At 69.4% G+C, this 21,722-nt stretch carries 16 protein-coding genes; 10 read left to right on the plus strand and 6 right to left on the minus strand.

Annotated features, from left to right (window positions below; genetic code table 11):
• Positions 1-118 precede the first annotated feature (118 nt).
• On the plus strand, positions 119-817 hold the full coding sequence (locus IEZ04_RS05915; RefSeq protein WP_189215605.1) for a YqeB family protein: 699 nt from the start codon (positions 119-121) through the stop codon (positions 815-817).
• A 309-nt stretch (positions 818-1,126) separates the two neighbouring features.
• Here the strand turns inward: IEZ04_RS05915 and IEZ04_RS05920 are convergent, their stop codons facing one another.
• On the minus strand, positions 1,127-1,612 hold the full coding sequence (locus IEZ04_RS05920) for an NUDIX hydrolase (protein ID WP_189215606.1): 486 nt from the start codon (positions 1,610-1,612) through the stop codon (positions 1,127-1,129).
• A 206-nt stretch (positions 1,613-1,818) separates the two neighbouring features.
• Between IEZ04_RS05920 and IEZ04_RS05925 the strand changes: the two genes are divergently transcribed.
• Positions 1,819-1,962 (plus strand): hypothetical protein, encoded by a 144-nt coding sequence (locus tag IEZ04_RS05925; protein ID WP_189215607.1) that lies wholly within the window; start codon positions 1,819-1,821, stop codon positions 1,960-1,962.
• 381 nt (positions 1,963-2,343) lie between these two features.
• Here IEZ04_RS05925 and IEZ04_RS05930 read toward each other — a convergent pair whose 3' ends face one another.
• Both IEZ04_RS05930 and IEZ04_RS05935 read right to left on the minus strand, forming a co-directional pair.
• On the minus strand, positions 2,344-2,643 hold the full coding sequence (locus IEZ04_RS05930) for a hypothetical protein (protein ID WP_189215608.1): 300 nt from the start codon (positions 2,641-2,643) through the stop codon (positions 2,344-2,346).
• Between the two features lie 79 nt (positions 2,644-2,722).
• A complete protein-coding gene (locus IEZ04_RS05935) occupies positions 2,723-3,484 on the minus strand; it encodes a carbonic anhydrase (RefSeq protein ID WP_189215609.1) in 762 nt (253 codons plus the stop codon).
• 504 nt (positions 3,485-3,988) lie between these two features.
• On the opposite strand from IEZ04_RS05935, the gene IEZ04_RS05940 reads away from it, so the two are divergent.
• The 4 genes from IEZ04_RS05940 to IEZ04_RS05955 are packed head-to-tail and all read left to right on the plus strand — an operon-like array spanning position 3,989 to position 8,508.
• Positions 3,989-5,701, plus strand: a complete 1,713-nt coding sequence (locus IEZ04_RS05940; RefSeq protein WP_189215610.1) for a carbamoyltransferase family protein — start codon at positions 3,989-3,991, stop codon at positions 5,699-5,701.
• 51 nt (positions 5,702-5,752) lie between these two features.
• A complete protein-coding gene (locus IEZ04_RS05945) occupies positions 5,753-6,472 on the plus strand; it encodes an HAD family hydrolase (protein ID WP_189215611.1) in 720 nt (239 codons plus the stop codon).
• Positions 6,465-7,775, plus strand: a complete 1,311-nt coding sequence (locus IEZ04_RS05950) for an MFS transporter (protein ID WP_189215612.1) — start codon at positions 6,465-6,467, stop codon at positions 7,773-7,775. Before IEZ04_RS05945 ends, IEZ04_RS05950 begins: the two co-directional genes overlap by 8 nt.
• Positions 7,744-8,508 carry a hypothetical protein gene (locus IEZ04_RS05955; protein ID WP_189215613.1) on the plus strand — a complete coding sequence of 255 codons (765 nt, stop codon included), beginning with the start codon at positions 7,744-7,746 and terminating at the stop codon, positions 8,506-8,508. The genes IEZ04_RS05950 and IEZ04_RS05955 overlap by 32 nt, the downstream gene beginning before the upstream one ends.
• A 102-nt stretch (positions 8,509-8,610) precedes the next feature.
• Here IEZ04_RS05955 and IEZ04_RS05960 read toward each other — a convergent pair whose 3' ends face one another.
• Together IEZ04_RS05960 and IEZ04_RS05965 are read right to left on the minus strand one after the other, a co-directional pair.
• A complete protein-coding gene (locus tag IEZ04_RS05960) occupies positions 8,611-10,140 on the minus strand; it encodes a helix-turn-helix domain-containing protein (protein WP_189215614.1) in 1,530 nt (509 codons plus the stop codon).
• An 89-nt stretch (positions 10,141-10,229) separates the two neighbouring features.
• A complete protein-coding gene (locus tag IEZ04_RS05965) occupies positions 10,230-10,427 on the minus strand; it encodes a DUF4236 domain-containing protein (protein ID WP_189215615.1) in 198 nt (65 codons plus the stop codon).
• 394 nt (positions 10,428-10,821) lie between these two features.
• Here IEZ04_RS05965 and acnA point away from each other — a divergent pair, with 394 nt between their 5' ends.
• Entirely contained in the window at positions 10,822-13,545 is a 2,724-nt protein-coding gene (gene acnA / locus IEZ04_RS05970) for an aconitate hydratase AcnA (protein WP_189215616.1), read from the plus strand.
• 233 nt (positions 13,546-13,778) lie between these two features.
• Here the strand turns inward: acnA and IEZ04_RS05975 are convergent, their stop codons facing one another.
• Positions 13,779-17,573, minus strand: a complete 3,795-nt coding sequence (locus IEZ04_RS05975) for a GH92 family glycosyl hydrolase (protein WP_189215617.1) — start codon at positions 17,571-17,573, stop codon at positions 13,779-13,781.
• Between the two features lie 548 nt (positions 17,574-18,121).
• Here IEZ04_RS05975 and ngcE point away from each other — a divergent pair.
• The 3 genes from ngcE to IEZ04_RS05990 all read left to right on the plus strand — a co-directional run bounded on the left by ngcE (position 18,122) and on the right by IEZ04_RS05990 (position 21,485).
• Positions 18,122-19,573: an N-acetylglucosamine/diacetylchitobiose ABC transporter substrate-binding protein gene (gene ngcE / locus IEZ04_RS05980; RefSeq protein ID WP_189215618.1), complete on the plus strand. Its 1,452-nt coding sequence runs from the start codon at positions 18,122-18,124 to the stop codon at positions 19,571-19,573.
• A 62-nt stretch (positions 19,574-19,635) separates the two neighbouring features.
• Positions 19,636-20,559, plus strand: a complete 924-nt coding sequence (locus IEZ04_RS05985) for a carbohydrate ABC transporter permease (protein WP_189215619.1) — start codon at positions 19,636-19,638, stop codon at positions 20,557-20,559.
• On the plus strand, positions 20,559-21,485 hold the full coding sequence (locus tag IEZ04_RS05990; protein ID WP_189215620.1) for a carbohydrate ABC transporter permease: 927 nt from the start codon (positions 20,559-20,561) through the stop codon (positions 21,483-21,485). The genes IEZ04_RS05985 and IEZ04_RS05990 overlap by 1 nt, the downstream gene beginning before the upstream one ends.
• Positions 21,486-21,722: the final 237 nt, after the last annotated feature.

Consider the following 21,722-nt stretch of genomic DNA (forward strand, 5'->3'; position numbering starts at 1 on the left):
CTCGGCTCTCGGCCAAGCGCATCGTAGGCGAACAATAATAGACCGAGTGCTCGGTCTATTATTGCGGAAAGGCCTCCGCGAGACGGCGGGGCGGCAGGACGCGAGGGGGAACATGGACATGCACAAGGCACACGGACGGAGCCCGCAGGACGACCGGGTGACTGTGCTCAGGGAGCCGGTCGCCGGCACCGTGCTCCTGTGTGCCGGTCTCACGGCGGCGGGTGCGGGGCTCGGCTGGCTGGTCGGCCCTCTGGCCCGTCTGCTGCTGACGCTGCCGTGGGCGCCGCTCCAGGGACCGGCCGAGCTCGTCGCGTCCCTCCCCGCGCCGGTGCTGCCCGTCGTGGGGGCGGTGGCGGGGGCGGCCCTCGGACTGGTCGCCCGGTACGAACAGCTCGTGGTCGATCTGTCGGACGACCGCGTCGCGCTCACGAGCAGAGGCCGGAAGCGGGAGTTCCCGCGGGACGTGGTCGCCACGGCGTTCCGGGACGGCAAGCACCTGGTCCTGCTCGGCCACGACGGCGGCGAGCTGACCCGGCAGGAGTGCGACCTGGACGCCGGCCGCGTCGCCGGCGCCTTCACCGCGCACGGCTACGCGTGGGCGGACGCCGATCCGTACGAGGACGACTTCCGCCGCTGGGTCCCGGACACCCCCGGCCTGCCGCAGGAGGCGAACGCGATCCTCAAGACCCGTCAGAGGTACTTGGAGAAGCACGGCTCCTCCCACGACGACGTCCGGGAACTGCGCGAGGAACTGGCACGTCTCGGTGTCGTGGTGAGGGACGAGAGACGACGCCAGTACTGGAGGACGAGCGCATGAGGCCGGCAGTGAGCCGCACGGTCGTCAGGAGTGGGAGGGCGGGATGAGACGGGTACGTCACGGTCCCGCCCCGGGGGCCTGGGGGCCTGGGGGCCTGGGGACGATCTCCCTGGGCGCCCGGTTGATGTTCCCCGACGCCGACGCCGACGCCGACGCCGACGCCGACGCCGGCGCCGACCCGACGCCGACATCGACACCGACACCGACATCGACACCGACACCGACACCGACGAGGACGGGCCCGGCCCTCAGCGACGACGCGGGGGCGCGGAGTACGGGACCGGGCCGGAGGCCGTGACTCCCCGGTGCTCAGTGCTGGATCAGGCCGCCGACCGGGACCGGAGCGACGTGGCCGGTCGGCGGCCGGGTCCGGGCCAGGGTGAGGCCGATGTCGACCAGTGAGGAGCGGCGCAGCCGCGTGACGTCGGGGACCGGCGTCCAGACCGACTCGGCGATGGTGCCGTCCGGCTCGGGGCGGAGCCGGCCGCCGGTGATGCGGACCTGGTAAAAGACGCCCACGTTGTGGAGCTCGGGGCGGCCGGGGACGGTGCGCTCGGCCGCGGGGACCACTCGTGAGTCCACGCCCAGCAGGCGTTCGACGACCGCGTCGTAGCCGGTCTCCTCGGCGATCTCCCGGAGCACCGCGTCCGACGGATCCTCCGCGTGCTCGACCCGGCCGCCCGGCAGGGTCCAGTTGCTCCGGCCCCGCGCCGGTACGTAATGGGCGAGCAGCACCCGCCCGTCCTCCACGCACACGGCGTACGCCGCCAACCGGAGATCCGTTCCCGGTCCCATGCCCGCCCCTCCTCACCGGACGCCTCCGACGCCCACCGGAGGGCAAGTCTCCCTGGTGCCGTCGCTCCCGCAGCCCCCGGGGGTCCGGTGCCCGCTTCACGGAGTGGGCGGTTGCGCTTCGGGGTGCGGTCGCGACGCGCTGCGCGTGCTCGAGTGCCTCCTCCGGCGTCTCCTCGCCCGTCAGCGCGGACTGGATCGCCGTGTGGATGCCGGTCGCCGCCTCCGGCCACCCGGCGCCGAGCCGGCCGGTACGGGCCCGGGCCGTCGCGACGCTGTCGGCGAGCGCGGCCATCGACGGCGCCTGCTCGGCGTACTCGGCGGCCACCGACGTACGGGGGACGGCACGGTGAAGTACTGAGGACGCCTGCCGCAGGACCGTGGGCATGAACTGCGACGGGGGAACGCTGCGGTGCTCGACCCCGACGCCGGCGGCCCTGCCGCAGGCGTCGAGCAGCTTCCCCCACTGGGCGTGCTCGGTGCCGTCGGTGTAGTAGTCGAGCGCGGGGATGGCGGTGCCCTCGTCGGCGGAGGCCCCCGTCACGGTCCCGCATCCGGCCGCGGCCGGCACCAGGGCGGCCGCGACGAGAAGGGCGGCGGCCCGCCGCGCCGCCGGTCCGGGCGCTGAGCCCCTGGAACTCCTGGAGCCCAGGGTGGTGCCCTCCCGAAGGACCTGTGTGGATGTCACGTGCGGGAGGCATGGGTCGACTCACGGGAATCCCACGGTGACCCCGTCATCGGGCGGTCTCGCCGGCCGCGCGCGCCGCCGTCAGATCGGTGCCCCGGGACAGGGCCGGCGCCCGCAGCGCGGCGAGCCTCGCCGCGGTCCCCGGCCTGACGCCCCCGAGCGCGAGGGCGCTCCCGGCCCGGCGGCGCAGCTCCTCGGCGCCTTCCGGGCTCCACAGGGTGTCGCCGAGCGCGGCCCGCAGACGGCCGAACACGGCCAGGGGCGGCCGCAGGGCCAGCAGCCGGTCCCCGGCCGCCGGCGCCTCCCGGCTCCGGCCGGCGCGGGTGAGGCCGACGATCGCCTGCACGCACCATCCTTGCGGCGACCGCGCGTCCGTACATCGCGTGAACGGCCCAGGTGAGCGGCGGCCGTCCCCGGCGCGCGCCTCAGCCGACCCGGTGGACCAGCTGCGTGGTCAGTTCATAACGAGCGCCGACGACGAGCAGTGCGCCCTCCTCCACCTTGGCCGCGAGGTCGGGATCCGCCGCGAGCTGGGAGCGGACGAGTTCGATGTTGGCGTCGATCGTCGCGTCGACCCGGGCGTCGCCCTCCTCGCCGTGGTCTATCGCCGGACGTATTCGGTCGGCCAGGTACTGGATGTGAGCGGGCAGCTGTGCCTCCGACTCGTCCGCCTCGACCGCGGCTCTCACGGCTCCGCAGGACTGATGCCCGAGCACCACGACCAGCGGTATGCCCAGTTCCAGCACCCCGTAGGCGATGCTCCCGAGAACGGCCTCGTCCAGCACCTCGCCCGCCGACCGCACGGTGAGCAGATCACCGAGGCCCTGGTCGAACACCAGCTCCGGCGGCACACGGGAGTCGACACAGCCGAGCACGAGGGCGAACGGATGCTGCCCCGTCGTCAGCTCCTCCCGGACGGTCCGCGTCTCATGGGGATGCTGCTCACGGTAGGTCCGCCAGCGCCGGTTGCCCGCGGCCAGCTCCCGCAGGGCCTCCTCGGGGGTGCTCGGGCGGGGGCGCGTACGCCCGGAGGAGGGCGCGGCGGAAGCGGGAGAGGTGAGCGCTGCGTCGGCGGCGAGACCGGTACCGAGCAGCGTGCCGGCGGTCAGGGCGGTACGGAGCAGGGAGCGCCGGGCGGGGGCAGGGCCGGAGGCGGCAGGTCGGCGGGCCGCGGTGTGGGTGATCATGGCGGGGAACGTACGTCCGTATGTGCGGGCTGTCCCCTGCGTTGCCATGCCATGACCGAGTGCTGAACCAGCCTTGGGGCTACACATGCCGGCCCATGACCGTCGGCCCGTGCGGCGATGACCGGGCGCAAATCCGGCGGCTCCTGTGGAGATGGCCCGTCGGCCGACGGCAGAGGGTTGTTTCCGGTCAGTTACTTGCTGTGACCACCTTTGTAACGCTCGCCGTCCGGTCATTCCGGCACGGGAGATAAGTCGGACATCGTTTTAATATGCAACTGGAGCGATCACTGTTGGTGACCGTCGCGGCCGGTCACGTTTTCTCGCAGGGTGACGGCCCGTACCGGTTATTGCGGACGTGTATACCCGGTGTTCAGGGTCGGCATGGCCAGATGGAGGTATGCACCATTGCCTGCCGATCGGGCGGACTGTTAGCTTCCGGCAGCTTCTTCGATATCCGGAAGAAAATAAATGGCCCGCGACCGGGTCAGCGGCAAGGAGAACCGAATGCTCGTCCTGGGAATCACCAACAATGATCTCGCCGGTGCCTGCGTCGTGCGCGACGGAGAAATCGTCGCCGCTGTCAGCGAGGAACGTTTCTCGCGGGTGAAGGACCACAAGACCTGGCCGGCCCGGGCCATCGATTACGTACTGCGGGAGGCGGGCGCGGAACTCTCGGAAGTGGACCGCGTCGCCTACGGATGGTGCGCCGGCCTCGACGCGGAGAAACACCTGCTGCTGTACGTGGATCGCATAGCGGAAGAGGCGCTCCGCAACCCGCAGGCGTTACCCCATGTGCGCAAGCGCGTGTCCGACGAGATCCGCAACGACAAGGAGAAGCGGGGGGAGTTCGACGCCTTCGTCGAACAGCACGGCCTGCGCGGGAAGGCCGTCTACATCGATCACCACGAGTCCCACGGCCTGAGCGCGTTCCTGTGCTCGCCGTTCGACGAGGCCCTCGTGGTCACCTGCGACGGGCGTGGTGACTTCCAGTCCCTCACCGTCACCCGCTGCACCGCCGAGGGCGAGGAGGTGCTGCAGCGGGAGACCTCGGTGGACAGCCTCGGGTATTTCTACGGGCGTATCACGAAACTGCTCGGCTTCAAGCCCAACCGACACGAGGGAAAGATCACCGGTCTGGCTTCGAGAGGTAATCCGGAGAAGCTTCTCCCGTTGATGCGGAAGATGATCGACATCGACGAGGACGGCAGGGTCCGCGCATTCTGCGGAGACTATTACCAGCCGTCCTACGACGGATATTCCGACGTTCTTCTCGCGGAGATCGCGGAATGCGATCCCGCTGATGTCGCCGCAGCCGCGCAGCAGCACGTCGAGAACATCCTGACCGCCGTCGTCGCGCGGCACATCGAAAGTGTTCCCAGCGGGCACATCTGCCTGGCCGGCGGGGTCTTCGCGAACGTGAAACTCAACCAGCGCATCGCCGACACCAAGGGGGTGCAGAACATCTATGTCCTGCCCCCGATGGGCGACGGCGGGCTGCCGCTCCAGGCCGCCGTGGTGGCGGAGTACCGGGAAAGCGGTCGCAGGCCCCGCGTGCCCTCCATGGCGCTGGGGCCCGACGCGACCATCTCCGAGGGCCGGCTGGAGGAAGTGCTGAAGGACTATCCGGAACTGCGTTACCGCCGGTTCTCCGAGGGGTTGCGCGACGCGGTGGTCGACGCCCTGGAGCAGGACCGGGTGATCGGCCTCTTCCGGGGACGCATGGAGTTCGGGCCGCGGGCGCTCGGCCACCGCAGTGTCATCTACGGCACGCACGACCCGGCGATGAACGACTGGCTCAACAAGCGGCTGAACCGTACGGAGTTCATGCCCTTCGCGCCGATCACCGCGGAGGAGCTGGCCGCGGACTGCTACGTGGGCTGGCGACCGGACCAGCCCTCGGCACGTTTCATGACCATCACCTACGACTGCCACGAGGAGTTCGCCAGGACGTCTCCCGCCGTCGTGCACGTGGACAACACCGCGCGCCCCCAGATCGTCCGCAGCGAGGACGACGCCTTCCTGTACGACCTGCTGCTCGCCTGGCACCGGCGCTCCGGCCAGGCCGCGCTGGTCAACACGTCGTTCAACAAGCACGAGGAGCCCATCGTGGGGTCGCATCGGGACGCGCTGGACCCCTTGCAGGACGAGGTGATCGATCTCCTGCTCATCGACGACGCCTACCTGGTCTGGAAGGAGCGCGGCGCGAGCGCCGCCTGATCCGCCGCCCCATCGCCGATTGATCCTTTCGAAGAAACCTGAAGGAACCCGATGACGTCAGAAGCCGGTACGCGGTATGAGGTCGAGGCCGTCGTCTTCGACATGGACGGAGTCCTGATCGACTCCAGGACGGTGATCGAGAACGCCTGGAGGGACGTGGCGCGACGTCACGGCCGCGTACTGGCTTCCGCGGACATCGAACATCACGTGCACGGGCGTGCCGGAGCGGAGACGGTGCGGCTGCTCTTCCCTGACCACACGGACGACCAGCGCGCCGCGATCTGGGCGGAGGTGGACGAGCTGGAGGAGGAGTCACCGTACCAGGCCGTCCCGGGAGCCGACGCGCTGGTGCTCCGGCTCGCACAGGAGGGGGTTCCCCTCGCGCTGGCGACCGCCGGCTGGCCGCGCAAGATCGAGAACGCGCTGGGGCGGCTGGGCATTCTGCACCTCTTCGACACCCGGGTCACACGGGACGACGTGACGCGTGGCAAGCCGCATCCCGACCCCTACCTGAAGGCCTTCGAGTCACTGGGCAGCGCTCCCGCACGCACGCTGGTCTTCGAGGACTCGCTGAGCGGCGTCACCTCCGCGGTGGCGGCGGGCGCGGTGTGCGTGGGCATCGGCGGTGACGGCCTCCGCCGGGCGGGCGCGGTGGCCGTGGCCGACGACTTCACCGGCCTCCTCCTGGAGACCGATGCCCGCGGTGCCGTACTCACCGGCCTGGACGTAGCGATCCGCTTCACCGCCGGGGAAGTGGGCGCCCATGTCTGACGGTGGTTCGAGACCGCGGCGCGGCGGCGACAGCGGTGGCTCCGCGGCGGCGACGGCCGTGCCGGCCGGGCCACGGGTGATGCCCAGGTCCGGTGAGCTCTCCGCCTTCCTCGTCTTCCTCGTCCTCGGCATCCTCACGGCGTCCCTCGGGGCCTCCCTGCCGTACCTCAGGGAGCAGTTCTCGACCACACGGCATCCCGGGAGCATCGTCACCTTCTACAACGCGGGTGCGCTGGTGTCCACCGTCGTCATCGGCCTCCTCGGCCGCAGGATGAGGGTGCGTCCCGCCATCGGCGTACTGTTGGCCGTCTTCGCCGGAGGGGCGGCCGGGATGGGCCTCAGCCCCGCCTGGTCCTGGTACCTGTCGTTCGCCACCATGGCCGGCGTCGGTTACGGCGGCCTGACCCTGCTGCTCAACACGGCCTTCGCACGTGGCTTCGGGGACCGGAGCGTGGTGATGGTGAACCGCCTCAACGCGGTCTTCGGCATCGGCGCCATGCTCGGCCCGCTGGCGGCCGGAGCCGTGGGGCGGGTCGACATCCGCCTGCTCGCCCTGATCACCGCACTGATCGCCCTGGTCTGCGTTCCGGTGTGGCGCGCGGGCGTCGTACTGGAGGCGGCAGCGGACGCGAAGGAGCACGAGAACGGGAGCACACCCGCCCGCCATGCGGGGCTCGGCCTCCCCATCGTGCTGTTCCTCGCCGTCGGCCTGTGCTATGCCGGGACGGAGACCAGCATCGGGGCCTGGCAGTCGACCCAACTGGTGCGCAGTGGCTGGGACACGCAGACGGCCACCCTCGCGGCCTCCGGCTTCTGGGCGGGTATGGCGGTGGGACGCCTGGTGGTGCCCCGCCTCACCCGGCACCTCCACCCGAGTACGAGCATCCCGCTCTACCTCTCGGCCGGAACGGCCATGCTCCTGCTGGCCGCCGTCCCGAACGCGGCCGTCGTCGCCTACCCCCTCGCCGGACTGTGCCTGGCGCCGGTGCTGCCGACTCTCATTTCCTGGCTGTCCGGGCTGGTGCGCGTACCCCAGCGGGCCACCTCGGCCCTGACCCTGTGCTGCATGCTCGGCAACGCCGCTCTTCCCGCCGCCGTGCAGGCGCTCGTCGGAGGCTCACGCCTGCCCGAGTCCATCGCCTTCGCCCTCGCGGGCTCCGGTGCCGTCTGCCTGCTGTTCGCCGTGCTGACGCGCAGGACGGTGCGCGGCACCGAGGCCGCGCGGCCGCCGGGGGACGTGCGGGGCGGCGACCGACACGAGGAGACCCCCCATGCTGATCTGCGCCCTCGATCCGACATCTGACGGCTCCGTCGTCCTTCTCGAGGACGATGTCCTGTTGTTCGACGTGGCGATGCCGCGATCGGACCGGCCCTTCGAACCGCTGCCGGACATCCTGGCGGACTTCGGTTACCGTCCCGGTGACATCGCCGAGTTCGTCATCGCCGGAGTCGGTACCGGCGCGGAGGCAGCGCCGGACCGCTCCGCAGCGGGCACCCGTTCGCTGGCGACGGCATTGACCGGCACCTTCTCGATGCGAGGGAGGAAGTACCCCTTCCGCGGCTTCGGCCGCGCGTTCGCGCACCTCGCGGGCGCCTACGCCATCAGCCCTTTCGCCCGTCGGGGCGAGCCCGCCCTCATCGTGGTGGGCGACGGCGGGACGGCCGCGCGGCTCTCCTACATCACGCCCTCCGGATGGGTCGACAGCGGCGGCCGGGTCCCCTCCCCGGCCCCGCGGGACCTGGATGACCGCATCCGCTCCTGGAAGGGCGCCGGCCCGTGGAACCTCGTCCTCGCCGGCAACGCCGGTCACGCGGCCGGATCGACCGGTGCGCTGCGGACCCTGCCCACGCTTCGTGACGCCTGGCTGTCGCCGCTGCCCGGAGAGACCGGTGCCGCACTGGGTGCGGGCGTCGCCCGGCTGTTCGAGAGACGTGGTATGGCCTGTGCCATTGGCTGGCACTCCCGGCTCGTCCCGGTCCTGGGCGCCGCTTCCGCCGGGGCGGAACCGGAGACAGTCGTCACGGGGGTCGGCTGAGTCGTGCGGGCTGCCGCCGCGTGCCGTCCCGACCCGGAACCCGTGACCCGTGGCCCGGGTCCCAGGTCAGGAGGGGCTTCGCGATACTTTCTCCTGGAACCTTCAGATGTCCCGGAAGATCTCGATCTGCGCCCCCACGGAGTTCAACCGCTCCGCCAGATCCTCGTACCCCCGGTTGATCACGTAGACATTGCGCAGCACCGACGTGCCCTCCGCCGCCATCATCGCCAGCAGCACCACCACCGCGGGCCGCAGTGCCGGCGGGCACATCATCTCGGCGGCGCGCCAGCGGGTCGGGCCCTCGACCAGGACGCGGTGGGGGTCCAGCAGCTGGAGGCGGCCGCCGAGGCGGTTCAGGTCGGTCAGGTAGATCGCCCGGTTGTCGTAGACCCAGTCGTGGATCAGGGTCTTGCCCTGGGCCACCGCCGCGATCGCGGCGAAGAACGGGACGTTGTCGATGTTCAGTCCGGGGAACGGCATGGGGTGGATCTTGTCGATCGGCGCCTCGAGCTTCGAGGGGCGGACCGTCAGGTCGATCAACCGGGTGCGGCCGTTGTCCGCGACGTACTCGGGGGTGCGGTCGTGGTCGAGGCCCATCTCCTCCAGCACCGCGAGCTCGATCTCCAGGAACTCGATGGGCACGCGCCGGACCGTCAGCTCCGACTCCGTGACGACGGCCGCCGCCAGCAGGCTCATCGCCTCGACCGGGTCCTCGGAGGGCGAGTAGTCCACGTCCACGTCGATGTCCGGCACGCCGTGCACGGTGAGCGTGGTCGTGCCGATGCCCTCCACCCGCACGCCCAGGGCCTCCAGGAAGAAGCACAGGTCCTGGACCATGTAGTTGGAGGAGGCGTTGCGGATGACCGTGGTACCGGGGTGGCGGGCGGCGGCGAGGAGCGCGTTCTCCGTGACCGTGTCGCCGCGCTCCGTCAGGACGATGGGGCGGCCGGGGGAGACCGAGCGGTCGACCACGGCGTGGTAGTGGCCCTCCGTCGCGGCGACCTCCAGGCCGAACCGGCGCAGCGCGATCATGTGCGGCTCGATGGTGCGGGTGCCGAGGTCGCAGCCGCCCGCGTACGGGAGCCTGAAGCGGTCCAGCCGGTGCAGCAGCGGGCCGAGGAACATGATGATGGAGCGGGTGCGGACCGCCGCCTCCGCGTCGATGGCGTCCATGTCGAGGGTGGCCGGAGGGATGATCTCCAGGTCGACGCCGTCGTTGATCCAGCGGGTGCGGACGCCGATCGAGCCGAGCACCTCGAGGAGGCGGTAGACCTCCTCGATGCGCGCCACCCGGCGCAGCACCGTGCGCCCCTTGTTGAGCAGCGAGGCGCACAGCAGTGCCACGCACGCGTTCTTGCTGGTCTTGACGTCGATGGCGCCCGACAGACGACGTCCGCCGACCACGCGCAGGTGCATCGGACCGGCGTAGCCCAGGGAGACGATCTCGCTGTCCAGGGCCTCGCCGATGCGGGCGATCATCTCAAGGCTGATGTTCTGGTTGCCGCGCTCGATGCGGTTGACGGCGCTCTGGCTGGTACCGAGAGCCTCCGCGAGCTGCGACTGCGTCCAGCCCCGGTGCTGCCGGGCATCACGGATGAGCTTGCCGATGCGTACGAGGTAGTCGTCTGCCATGAGTCGAGACTATCTCACATATGAGATTTCGCATCCGGAGGGCGGCGTTCGGATGATGAGGCGTCAGTGACCGCTCCGGCCCGGAGTGTTCAGCGGCGCCTGGCCGTGCGGGTGCTGCGCCAGCCGAACGGGCCCGGCAGGTCCATCGACGTCGTGCGGCGCCCCGTGCTGCTGTGCGTGTAGCGCGGGCCGCTCCTGCCGCCGGTGGTGATGGACCACGAGCGCCTGTTGATGTTCAGCCGTACGCCGGGGAAGATGCGGAAACTCTTGCGGAACGTCAGGGGCACGTCGGGCTCCTTCCGGGGTGCCGGTCGCCGGTCGCCGGTTGTCGGTGGTGGTCCTTGGCTCCCCGCTTACCCCGGCTCCGCGTGCCGATGGGTGCCCGCGCCCATCTGGTTGAAAGTGAAAGCCCGCACTCCGCGTCATCTTCCGCCGCGGCGGGGCACCCGTAAGTGACCCGTGGGTCACGGGCGGACATCACGGCGGGCCCGGGCATGACCAAGCGGCCCCCATGTACTAGAGTTATCTCGACATCGAGATATCTGCCGAGGCGCACCGAGGCCGCGCGCCATCACCAAGCTGGCGGTAAGGCGAACCTAACTTAGCCTTACCTTAGCGGATCGTCGAGACGGCGTGGCGGCAGGATGCCGGTGGTACGCGCACATAAAGAAGGAGACTGTCGTGTCGGCGAACAGCTTCGACGCCCGCAGCACGCTGCAGGTGGGCGACGAGTCGTACGAGATCTTCCGGCTGGACAAGGTGGAGGGCTCGGCCCGCCTGCCGTACAGCCTCAAGGTCCTGCTGGAGAACCTGCTCCGTACCGAGGACGGCGCGAACATCACCGCCGACCACATCCGCTCCCTCGGCAACTGGGACTCCCAGGCCCAGCCGTCGCAGGAGATCCAGTTCACGCCGGCCCGCGTGATCATGCAGGACTTCACCGGCGTGCCCTGCGTGGTGGACCTCGCCACCATGCGTGAGGCCGTCAAGGAGCTGGGCGGCGACCCGAACAAGATCAACCCGCTCTCCCCGGCCGAGATGGTCATCGACCACTCCGTCATCGCCGACAAGTTCGGCACCAACGACGCCTTCAAGCAGAACGTCGACCTGGAGTACGGCCGCAACAAGGAGCGCTACCAGTTCCTGCGCTGGGGCCAGACCGCGTTCGACGACTTCAAGGTCGTCCCGCCGGGCACCGGCATCGTGCACCAGGTGAACATCGAGCACCTGGCGCGCACGGTCATGGTGCGCAACGGCCAGGCGTACCCCGACACCCTCGTCGGCACCGACTCGCACACCACCATGGTCAACGGCCTCGGCGTGCTCGGCTGGGGCGTCGGCGGCATCGAGGCCGAGGCCGCGATGCTCGGCCAGCCGGTCTCCATGCTCATCCCGCGCGTCGTCGGCTTCAAGCTGACCGGTGAGCTCCAGCCCGGCACCACCGCCACCGACCTCGTGCTGACCATCACCGAGATGCTGCGCAAGCATGGCGTCGTCGGCAAGTTCGTCGAGTTCTACGGTGAGGGCGTGGCCGCCACCTCCCTCGCCAACCGCGCCACCATCGGCAACATGTCGCCGGAGTTCGGCTCCACCGCCGCGATCTTCCCGATCGACGACGAGACCCTGAGCTACCTCAGGCTCACCGGCCGCTCCGAGCAGCAGGTCGCGCTGGTCGAGGCGTACGCCAAGGAGCAGGGCCTCTGGCTGGACCCGGCCGCCGAGCCCGACTTCTCCGAGAAGCTCGAACTGGACCTGTCGACGGTCGTCCCGTCGATCGCCGGCCCGAAGCGCCCGCAGGACCGCATCGTCCTCGCGAACGCCGCCGAGCAGTTCAAGCAGGACGTCCTCAACTACGTCTCCATCGACGAGTATGAGGCCAGCAAGGAGTCCTTCCCCGGCTCCGACTCCCCGTCGACCATCCCGAACGGCACCGTCCCGTCCAACCCGGTCCCCGTCACCGCCCCCGACGGCTCGACCTACACGCTGGACCACGGCGCGGTCACCGTCGCGGCCATCACCTCCTGCACCAACACCTCCAACCCGTACGTCATGGTCGCCGCCGCGCTGGTGGCCAAGAAGGCGGTCGAGAAGGGCCTGACCCGCAAGCCGTGGGTCAAGACCACCCTCGCCCCGGGCTCGAAGGTCGTCACGGACTACTTCGACAAGGCCGGGCTGACCCCGTACCTCGACAAGGTCGGCTTCAACCTCGTCGGCTACGGCTGCACCACCTGCATCGGCAACTCCGGCCCGCTGCCGGAGGAGGTCTCCAAGGCCGTCAACGACCACGACCTCGCGGTCACCTCGGTCCTCTCCGGCAACCGGAACTTCGAGGGCCGCATCAACCCCGACGTCAAGATGAACTACCTGGCCTCCCCGCCGCTGGTCGTCGCGTACGCCATCGCGGGTTCCATGAAGGTGGACATCACCAAGGACGCCCTGGGCACCGACCAGGACGGCAACCCGGTCTTCCTGAAGGACATCTGGCCCTCCGAGGCCGAGGTCAACGACGTCGTGGCGAACGCCATCGGCGAGGACATGTTCTCCAAGTCCTACTCCGACGTCTTCGCCGGCGACGCCCAGTGGCAGTCGCTGTCGATCCCGACCGGCGACACCTTCGAGTGGGACCCGGAGTCCACCTACGTCCGCAAGCCCCCGTACTTCGAGGGCATGGAGATGGAGCCGGCCCCGGTCGAGGACATCACGGGCGCCCGTGTGCTCGCCAAGCTGGGCGACTCGGTCACCACCGACCACATCTCCCCGGCCGGTGCGATCAAGGCCGACACCCCGGCGGGCAAGTACCTCACCGAGCACGGTGTGGAGCGCCGCGACTTCAACAGCTACGGCTCGCGCCGCGGCAACCACGAGGTCATGATCCGCGGTACGTTCGCCAACATCCGCCTGCGCAACCAGATCGCGCCGGGCACCGAGGGCGGCTACACGCGTGACTTCACGCAGGAGGGCGGCCCGGTCTCCTTCATCTACGACGCCTCGCGCAACTACATCGAGCAGGGCATCCCGCTGGTCGTCCTGGCCGGCAAGGAGTACGGCTCCGGCTCGTCCCGCGACTGGGCGGCCAAGGGCACCGCGCTCCTCGGCGTGAAGGCCGTCATCGCCGAGTCGTACGAGCGCATCCACCGCTCGAACCTCATCGGCATGGGCGTCCTGCCGCTCCAGTTCCCGGAGGGCCAGTCCGCCGAGTCCCTCGGTCTGACCGGTGAGGAGGCCTTCTCGGTCACCGGCGTCACCGAGCTGAACGACGGCACCACGCCGCGCACGGTCAAGGTCACCACCGACACGGGCGTCGAGTTCGACGCGGTCGTCCGGATCGACACCCCCGGTGAGGCCGACTACTACCGCAACGGCGGCATCATGCAGTACGTGCTGCGGAGCCTGATCCGCAAGTAAGCGCGTCAGTACGGCAGTTCGGGCCGCATCCCCCGTCTTCCGGGGGGTGCGGCCCGTTGCCTTCGCGGAAGCGTGAAACCCCTGCGTCAAACGTTTACAAGGCGACCGCAGGGAGCTAACTTCTCCAGGTGCGTGAGGTGGGAGCGCTCCCAGCCCCCGGTGGACCGGAACCCGCCGAGGGGTCCCGTTCCCACCTCACGCCGCCTTTCCGTGCGAAGCGCCGGTACCGGGCGTCAGGACAGCAGCTCCACCTCCGCCAGCGTCGACTCACCGGTCAGGACGAGCCGGTAGTGCTGGTACGCCCCCGGCTTCTGCACCGAGAACGCGCGCGTCTGCCGGTCCCAGGCGAAGGACTCGCCGGAGCGCCGGTCGAGGGTCTGCCAGGACGTGCCGTCCTTCGAGCCCTGGAGCGTCCAGCCCGCCGGTGCCTTCGTCCGGTCCCTGGACGACGTCAGCGTGTACTGCACCGCCTTCGTGCGCCCGGAGACCGGGAGGTCGACGGAGACGACGGTCGCGTCCGTCGCCGAGGTGTCGTCGAAGAGCGCGCCCTCGCCCTCCAGCGCGTCCGAGCGGGGCGTCGGCACCTCGTCGTCCTTCGTGATCGAGACGGGCGCCGCGTTCTTGCCCGTGCCCCACGCCGACGGCTTCGGCCCCATGTCGAACTCCAGCACCGCGCCCTTGGCGATCAGCGAGTGCGGCAGCGAGGTCGACGTCCACTTCTTGCCGTTGACCTTCAGGCCCTGCACGTAGACGTTCTTCGCGCTGTTCTTCGGGGCCTTGATCACCAGGTCCCGGCCGTTCTCCAGGTGGACGGTCGCCTTCTTGAACAGCGGGGAGCCGATGGCGTACTCGCCGCTGCCCATCACCAGCGGGTAGAAGCCGAGCGAGGAGAACAGGTACCAGGCGGACTGCTCGCCGTTGTCCTCGTCGCCGGGGTAGCCCTGCCCGATCTCACTGCCGGTGTAGAGGCGGGAGAGCACCTCGCGGACCTTCTCCTGCGTCTTCCAGGGCTGCCCGGCCGCGTCGTACATGTAGGTCACGTGGTGCGCGACCTGATTGGAGTGGCCGTAGTTGCCCATGCGCACGTCGCGGGCCTCGGTCATCTCGTGGATGACGCCGCCGTACGACCCCTTGAACTCGGGCGACGCCGTCTCGGGCGTGGAGAAGTACTCGTCGAGCTTCTCGGCGAGGCCCTTCCGGCCGCCGTACAGGTTGGCCAGGCCCCGGCTGTCCTGCGGGGCGGTGAAGGCGTAGCCCCAGCCGTTGGTCTCCGTGTAGTCGTAGCCCCACACGCGCGGGTCGTACTCGGCCGAGTCGACCCGCCAGTCACCGTTGGCGTCCTTGCCCTGGAAGAAGCCCGCGTCCTCGTCGAAGAGGTTCACGTAGTCCCGGGCGCGGTCCAGGAAGTAGTCCGACTCCTCCTTGTAGCGCTTCTCGCCCGTCTTCTCGTACAGGGCCCGGCCCATCCGGGCGATGCCGTAGTCGTTGAGGAAGCCCTCCAGCGCCCACGACAGGCCCTCGTGCGTCCCGGTGCTCGTGTAGCCGAGGAACGGCGAGGTCTCCATGCCCTTGCGGCCGACGCCGGAGGAGGGCGGCACCACCGTCGCGTTCTTCAGCGCGGCCTCGTACGCGGCCTTCGCGTCCATCCGCACGCCCTTGACGTACGCGTCCGCGAACGCGACGTCCGAGGAGGTGCCCGTCATCAGGTCGGCGTAGCCGGGGGAGGACCAGCGCGAGGTCCAGCCGCCGTCCTTGTACTGCTGCACGAACCCGTCGACCAGCTCGCCGGCCTTCTCGGGGGTGAGCAGGGAGTACGCCGGCCAGGTGGTGCGGTAGGTGTCCCAGAAGCCGTTGTTCACGTACACCTTGCCGTCGACGATCTTCGCGCCGGTGTGCGTGGGGGTGTCCTGGCTCTCCATCGCCGTGAACGGGGACGCGTACCTGTCCTTGCCGCCGACCTTCTCGAAACCGGAGTTCGGGTAGAGGAAGAGCCGGTACATGCCGGAGTACAGCGTGGTCAGCTGGTCCGGGGTCGCGCCCTCCACCTCGACCCTGCCGAGGAGCTGGTCCCACTGCCGCTGCGCCCGCTGCTTCACCTTGTCGAACGAGGTGCCGTCCGGGATCTCCTGGCGCAGGTTGTCCTTCGCCTGGCCGACGCTGATGAGCGAGGTGGCGATGCGCAGGGTGACGGTGCGGTCGGCGCCCGCGTCGAAGCGCAGGTGGCCCTTGACGCCCGACGAACCGCCGTCCGTGACCGGCTTGTCGAACGTGCCGTACACGAACAGCCGGGTCGCGCCCGTCGACAGGCCGGACTTCACGTCCGAGTAGCCGGTGAAGGTGCCGTCCGCCTCGTTCAGCGTCAGGCCCGCCTGGTCGGTGACGTTGTCGAAGAGGACGCTCGCGTCGTCACCGGGGTAGGTGAAGCGCATGACCGCCGCGTGGTCGGTCGGCGCCATCTCGGCCTTGACGCCGTTCTCGAAGCGCACCCCGTAGTAGTGCGGGCGCGCCGTCTCGTTCTCGTGCCGGAAGGCCAGCTCCCGGGCCTCGCGGCCGGTGTCCGGGGTACCGGCGGCGGCCGACGGCATCACCTGGAAGGTCTGCCGGTCGCCCATCCAGGGGCTCGGCTCGTGGCTCGCGCTGAAGGCCTGGATCGTGGGCAGGTTGTCCGCGTTGTTGCCGCGGTGGTAGTCGTACAGCCAGCTCAGCGAGCCGGCGTTGGTCACCGGGGTCCAGAAGTTGAAGCCGTGCGGCACGGCGGTCGCCGGTATGTTGTTGCCGCGCGAGAAGCTGCCGGTGGAGTGGGTGCCGCGGGTGGTGACCGCGTAGTCCGACAGGTGGGCCTTCGGCTTCTCGGGGGCCTTGACCCGCAGCGCCACGTCGTCGATCCAGCCGCGGAACTTCGCCGGCCCCTTCGGGGAGTCGTACGCGACCAGGATGCGGTCCACCGTCCGGCCGGCCGCGACCGAGCCTATGCGCGAGGTGACGTTGTTCCACTGGTTGACGTACAGCACCTTGGCGTCGCCCTGCCCGCGGGGTGTCAGCGGGAAGCCGTGCTGGTCGGTGGCGCGCAGGTCGCTCAGATAGGTGCCGTCGGTGAAGGCGAGGTCGACGGAGACGTTGGTGGCGTCGTAGTCCAGGTCGCCGTCGGCCATCTGGGGAAAGATCCGGTAGGCCAGCTCGGTGTTCCGGCCGACCGCCACATCGACGTCGAAGACCTTGTTGTACGAGTACGCCCGGTCGTCCGCCGTGTGGCGGCCCGCGTACCGCAGCGCCCGCTTGCCGGTGAAGCCCGCGCCGGACTTCGCGGTGGGCGAGCCGCTCGGTCCGCGGTCGACCAGCGTGAGCATGTCCTGCGGGACCGGCTCGTTCTCCTCGCCGCCCGTGGAGAACTGCACGTCGGCGAGTTGGAGGGCGTCGGACGCGCCGTTGTTCCGGGTGATCTCCAGTCGGAAGTGCCGGTACTCGGCCGGTGCCTGGAGGCCGTACGACTTCGTCTGGTACCGCTCCGGGAACGACTCGCCCGTCCGGGTGTCGAGGACCGTCCACGCCACGCCGTCCGCCGAGCCCTTGAGCACCCAGTCCCTCGGGTCGCGTTCGGCGTGGTCGTTGGCCGAGGTCAGCGCGTACGTCGTGATCGCGGCCGGGGCGTCGAGGTCGAACTCGGCCCAGCCGGTGGGCGCGAAGGTCAGCCATTTGCTGCCCGGTTCGCCGTCGGCGAGGTTCTCCTTCACCTCGTTCGCACCCGTGTTCTCGCCGCTGGCCCGGACGTCCGTGACGTGGTCGGTCACATTGCCGGGGATGCCGCTGCTGTAGCCGCCGTCGACGCCGGAGGCCCGCTTGGAGCCGTCCGGTGCCGTGTCGACGGTATTGAGCCAGTCCGGTGCGGGATCGTCTGTCTCGAACGAAGAAGCGAACTCCCGGTCCGCGGCCGCGCGGGCGGGCAGCGCGACCGCCGCTCCCTGCGAGGCCAGGACCAGTGCGAACGCGGCCGCGCCGAGCGCCGCCGTGGAACCCCATCTGTGCCGCATGCTGCGAGCACCCTCCCTGCTGCGCCTGATCACCGACGATCAGAATCGGACAACGTTGTCAACTTGCTGCGCAAGCACAAGTAGGGTTCAAGTGGTCGGCGCTGTCAAGGGTGTTGAGTGAGGCATCCGGGGACGCGCGTGGCGCGATTCCTACCGCAGGCCCCACTCCTGACGGGGCGGGAGCGTGTAGATCTTCCATGGAGAACGGAGCCGCTCCGCTCATATTTCCGCGAGGTCTCAACTAGGAAAAGACCCACGGCCAACCTTGTTCTCGATGTTGATCCCCCGTCGGCAAGTGGACTATACCTGTCGCATCCGCCCAGTCGTTCGACTGCTGAGGACACGCACGGTCCGGGGAGGAAACCCGGGCGGCCGCGGACGTGTCACACACGCCGACGGGCCACCCGTCCCGGTTGAATCCCTCACGCACGCTTCGCACGACCCAGCACCACCAGCACCATCCGAGTACCACCCAGCTTGAACCCGACCGCGGTGCCGGGGAGGATCCGGTACACCGCCTGAGTCCTGGAGAAAGCGAGGACTTGAGCATGGGATCCACTTCCGGCACGAGCAATGGTTCCGCAGGCGTCGGCCGCCGCAATCTGCTCAAACGTTCGGCGGCCCTCGGCCTGGTATCCGTACCGGCCATGAGTTTCCTGTCCGCCTGTGCCAGCGGCGGGGGCGGCTCGCAGGACAAGGCCAAGGAGGGCAAGAAGACCGAGCAGAACCCGCTGGGTGTCGACGGGAGCGCCGCGCTGTCCGTCGTCATCTTCGACGGCGGGTTCGGCACCAAGTACGCGACCGACGCCAACGCGGAGTACAAGAAGGCCTTCCCCGACGCGAAGATCGACTTCCACAGCACCCAGAAGATCCAGTCCGAGCTGCAGCCGAAGTTCAACGGCGGCACCCCGCCGGACCTCATCGACAACTCCGGCGCCCAGCAGATGGACGTGGGTGTGCTCAGCTCCAAGAAGCAGCTCGCCGACCTCACGCCGCTGCTCGACGCGCCGTCCATCGACGACCCGTCGAAGAAGGTTCGCGACACGCTGCGCCCGGGCATCGTCGAGATGGGCCGGTTCGACGGCGACCCGGTGTGGACCCTGTACTACGCGTACACCGTCTACGGCGTGTGGTACTCGCAGACCGCGCTGGACCGGCTCGACGCGGAGTACCCCGAGGACTGGGACGCGATGCTCGCACTGTGCGCCAAGGCGAAGAAGCAGGGCATCGCCGGCTGGACGTACGCCGGCAAGTACCCGTACTACGTCCCGTTCTCGCTGTACCCCTTCATCGCCAAGATCGGCGGGCGGGAGGTGCTCGACAGCATCGACAACCTCGAGCCGAACGCCTGGAAGCATCCGGCCGTCAAGGCCGCCTTCGAGGCGTACTACGAGCTCCAGCGGAAGGGTTACGTCCTCCAGGGCACCCCGGGCATCGACCACATCCAGTCGCAGACCGCCTGGGCCAAGGGCGAGGCACTCTTCATCCCGAACGGCTCCTGGGTGGAGAACGAGTCCGCCAGCGTGATCCCGGACGACTTCCGGCTCTCCGTGGGCGCGCCCTCCGCCCTGGACGCGTCGGACAAGATGCCGTTCGGCACTCTCTGGGCGTCCGGCGGCGAGCCCTTCATCGTCCCGGCCCAGGCCAACAACGTGGCGGGCGGCATGGAACAGCTCCGCATCATGCTCGGCGAGACCTCCTCGAAGAACTTCACCGCCCAGGTGAAGTCGCTGTCGGCGCTCAACGGCGGCACCGACGGCATCGAGCTGACGCCCGGCCTGAAGTCGGCGGTCGCGGCCCTGGACAAGGCCGGCGACAACATCGTGAACCCGCGCATCGGCGACTGGTACGTGAAGCTCCAGAAGGAGCAGATCGGCGTCTCCGGGCTCGGCGAGATGATGGCGGGGCGGATCACCCCGGCCGAGGCCATCAAGAAGATCCAGGACTTCGCGGACGCGACGGCGAAGGACGAGTCCATCAAGCACTACAAGCACCAGTAGCGGCACGTGGCACGGCAGCGTCATCAGCGGCGGCGGCCGCCAACCGATCGGGGTCGTTGATCATGCAACACGGCAAGTACCGGTTCATCGCGGGGTTCCTGATCGTTCCCCTGGCCTTGTACGCGGTCTTCGTCATCTGGCCGTTCGTCCAGGCGATCTACTACTCGTTCACCGACTGGACCGGGCTGAGCCCCGACTTCGCGATGGTTGGCTTCGCCAACTACAGCAGGATGCTGGGAGACGACGTCTTCTGGAAGTCGCTGCAGCACAGCGTGATCTTCGCGCTGCTGCTGCCGCTGGTGACGCTGGGCCTCGCGCTGTTCTTCGCCTTCATGCTCAACGTCGGGGGGCGGCGCCGGAAGGGCGCCGCCATCACGGGCGTGCGCGGTTCGGGCTTCTACAAGATCGCATACTTCTTCCCGCAGGTGCTGTCGATCGCGATCGTCGCCCTGCTGTTCCAGTTCGCGTACAACCCGAACGACGGCGTGATCAACGGGACGCTGGAGTCGATCGGGTTCGGCGACGTCCGGCCGAACTGGCTGGGGGACCCGAACCTGGCCCTGTGGTGCGTGATGGCGGTGCTGCTGTGGAGCACGGTCGGGTTCTTCGTGGTGCTGTTCTCGGCGGGCATGGCCTCGATCCCCAAGGACTTCTACGAGGCCGCCCTCCTCGACGGCGCCAACCGCTTCACCACCTTCTTCCGGATCACCTTGCCCCTGCTCTGGGACACCGTGCAGTCCGGCTGGGTCTACATGGGCATCCTGGCCCTCGGCGCCGAGGCCTTCGCCGTCGTGCAGATCATGACGGTCGGCCCCGGCGGCCCCGACTACTCGACGAGCGTGCTCCCTCTGTACGTGTACCAATCGGCGTTCCGGGACGCGAACGCCGCCTACGCAACGACGATCGGTGTCGCCCTGCTCATCGTCACGCTGCTGTTCGCGGCGGTCGTGATGCGGCTGGGCCGGCGCGAGCGGCTGGAGTACTGATGAAGACCACCGACACCCCGCCGCCCCTGGAGCCGCTCGAGGCCCGCCCGCAGGCGGCGACGACGGACCCCGCGAAGGAGGAGGCCGCCAGGGGCGGCGAGGGCGGCGGCGTCCTCAACGTCTTCTCGCACGGCATCCTGATCATCTGGGCGATCATGGTCGTGCTGCCGCTCGTCTGGGCGGTCATCACGTCCTTCAAGGACGACAGCTCCATCTTCAGCTCGCCCTGGTCGCTGCCGGACCGGCTGCACTTCGAGAACTGGTCGCGCGCCTGGTCGCAGGCCCACATGAGCGACTACTTCGGCAACACGCTGATCGTGGTGAGCTGTTCGCTGGTCGGCACGCTGGTGCTGGGCTCGATGGCGGCGTACGTGCTGGCCCGCTTCGAGTTCCCGGGCAACCGCCTCGTCTACTTCCTCTTCGTGGGCGGCATGAGCTTCCCGGTCATGCTCGCCCTGGTCCCGCTGTTCTACGTGCTCAGCAATATGAGCCTGCTGAACACCCTGCCGGGCCTGATCCTCGTCTACATCGCCTACTCACTCCCGTTCACGGTGTTCTTCCTGACCTCGTTCTTCAGGACGCTGCCGACGTCGATCGCCGAGGCCGCGTTCGTCGACGGCGCCTCGCACACCCGGACGTTCTTCCAGATCATGCTGCCGATGGCCAAGCCCGGCCTGATCAGCGTGGGCATCTTCAACTTCCTCGGCCAGTGGAACCAGTACATGCTGCCGACGGTCCTGAACACGGACCCGGACAAGAAGGTGCTCTCCCAGGGCCTGGTCGAACTGGCCACCAGCCAGGGCTACAAGGGTGACTGGTCGGGCCTGTTCGCGGGCCTGGTGATGGCGATGCTGCCGGTGCTGGCCGCGTACATCCTGTTCCAGCGGCAGGTGGTGCAGGGGCTGACCGCGGGGGCGCTGAAGTAAGGCCGCGTTGAGGGGCGGTAGGGAGCGCGAAGGCTCCTTACCGCCCCTCTGCCGTCTCGGCTCGACGCGCACAGGCGGGTGCCGTCGAACGCGCCGGCAGCATCGTCGTCGTCAACGTCCCGTTGAGCCCCGCGGAGACAGCCGAGCTCCTCGCGCGCACGCCCGCGTCGCCGTCAGTTCCTTGGGTGAGCGACAGTGCTCGCACCGTCGGCCGAGTACATCCTGACTCCCCAGGTA

Origin of the sequence: Streptomyces ruber (genome assembly GCF_014648075.1) — a bacterium.
In the GTDB taxonomy this organism is placed as follows: domain Bacteria; phylum Actinomycetota; class Actinomycetes; order Streptomycetales; family Streptomycetaceae; genus Streptomyces; species Streptomyces ruber.

Bases quoted from the DNA above. Each gene is read 5' to 3' on its own strand.
- IEZ04_RS05975 (WP_189215617.1), bottom strand. From the start codon at position 17,573: ATGCGGCACAGATGGGGTTCCACGGCGGCGCTCGGCGCGGCCGCGTTC.
- IEZ04_RS05990 (WP_189215620.1), top strand. From the start codon at position 20,559: ATGAAGACCACCGACACCCCGCCGCCCCTGGAGCCGCTCGAGGCCCGC.
- IEZ04_RS05955 (WP_189215613.1), top strand. From the start codon at position 7,744: ATGCTGATCTGCGCCCTCGATCCGACATCTGACGGCTCCGTCGTCCTT.
- IEZ04_RS05945 (WP_189215611.1), top strand. From the start codon at position 5,753: ATGACGTCAGAAGCCGGTACGCGGTATGAGGTCGAGGCCGTCGTCTTC.
- IEZ04_RS05915 (WP_189215605.1), top strand. From the start codon at position 119: ATGCACAAGGCACACGGACGGAGCCCGCAGGACGACCGGGTGACTGTG.
- IEZ04_RS05940 (WP_189215610.1), top strand. From the start codon at position 3,989: ATGCTCGTCCTGGGAATCACCAACAATGATCTCGCCGGTGCCTGCGTC.
- IEZ04_RS05920 (WP_189215606.1), bottom strand. From the start codon at position 1,612: ATGGGACCGGGAACGGATCTCCGGTTGGCGGCGTACGCCGTGTGCGTG.
- IEZ04_RS05925 (WP_189215607.1), top strand. From the start codon at position 1,819: ATGCCGGTCGCCGCCTCCGGCCACCCGGCGCCGAGCCGGCCGGTACGG.
- IEZ04_RS05985 (WP_189215619.1), top strand. From the start codon at position 19,636: ATGCAACACGGCAAGTACCGGTTCATCGCGGGGTTCCTGATCGTTCCC.
- IEZ04_RS05935 (WP_189215609.1), bottom strand. From the start codon at position 3,484: ATGATCACCCACACCGCGGCCCGCCGACCTGCCGCCTCCGGCCCTGCC.
- IEZ04_RS05950 (WP_189215612.1), top strand. From the start codon at position 6,465: ATGTCTGACGGTGGTTCGAGACCGCGGCGCGGCGGCGACAGCGGTGGC.
- IEZ04_RS05960 (WP_189215614.1), bottom strand. From the start codon at position 10,140: ATGGCAGACGACTACCTCGTACGCATCGGCAAGCTCATCCGTGATGCC.
- ngcE (WP_189215618.1), top strand. From the start codon at position 18,122: ATGGGATCCACTTCCGGCACGAGCAATGGTTCCGCAGGCGTCGGCCGC.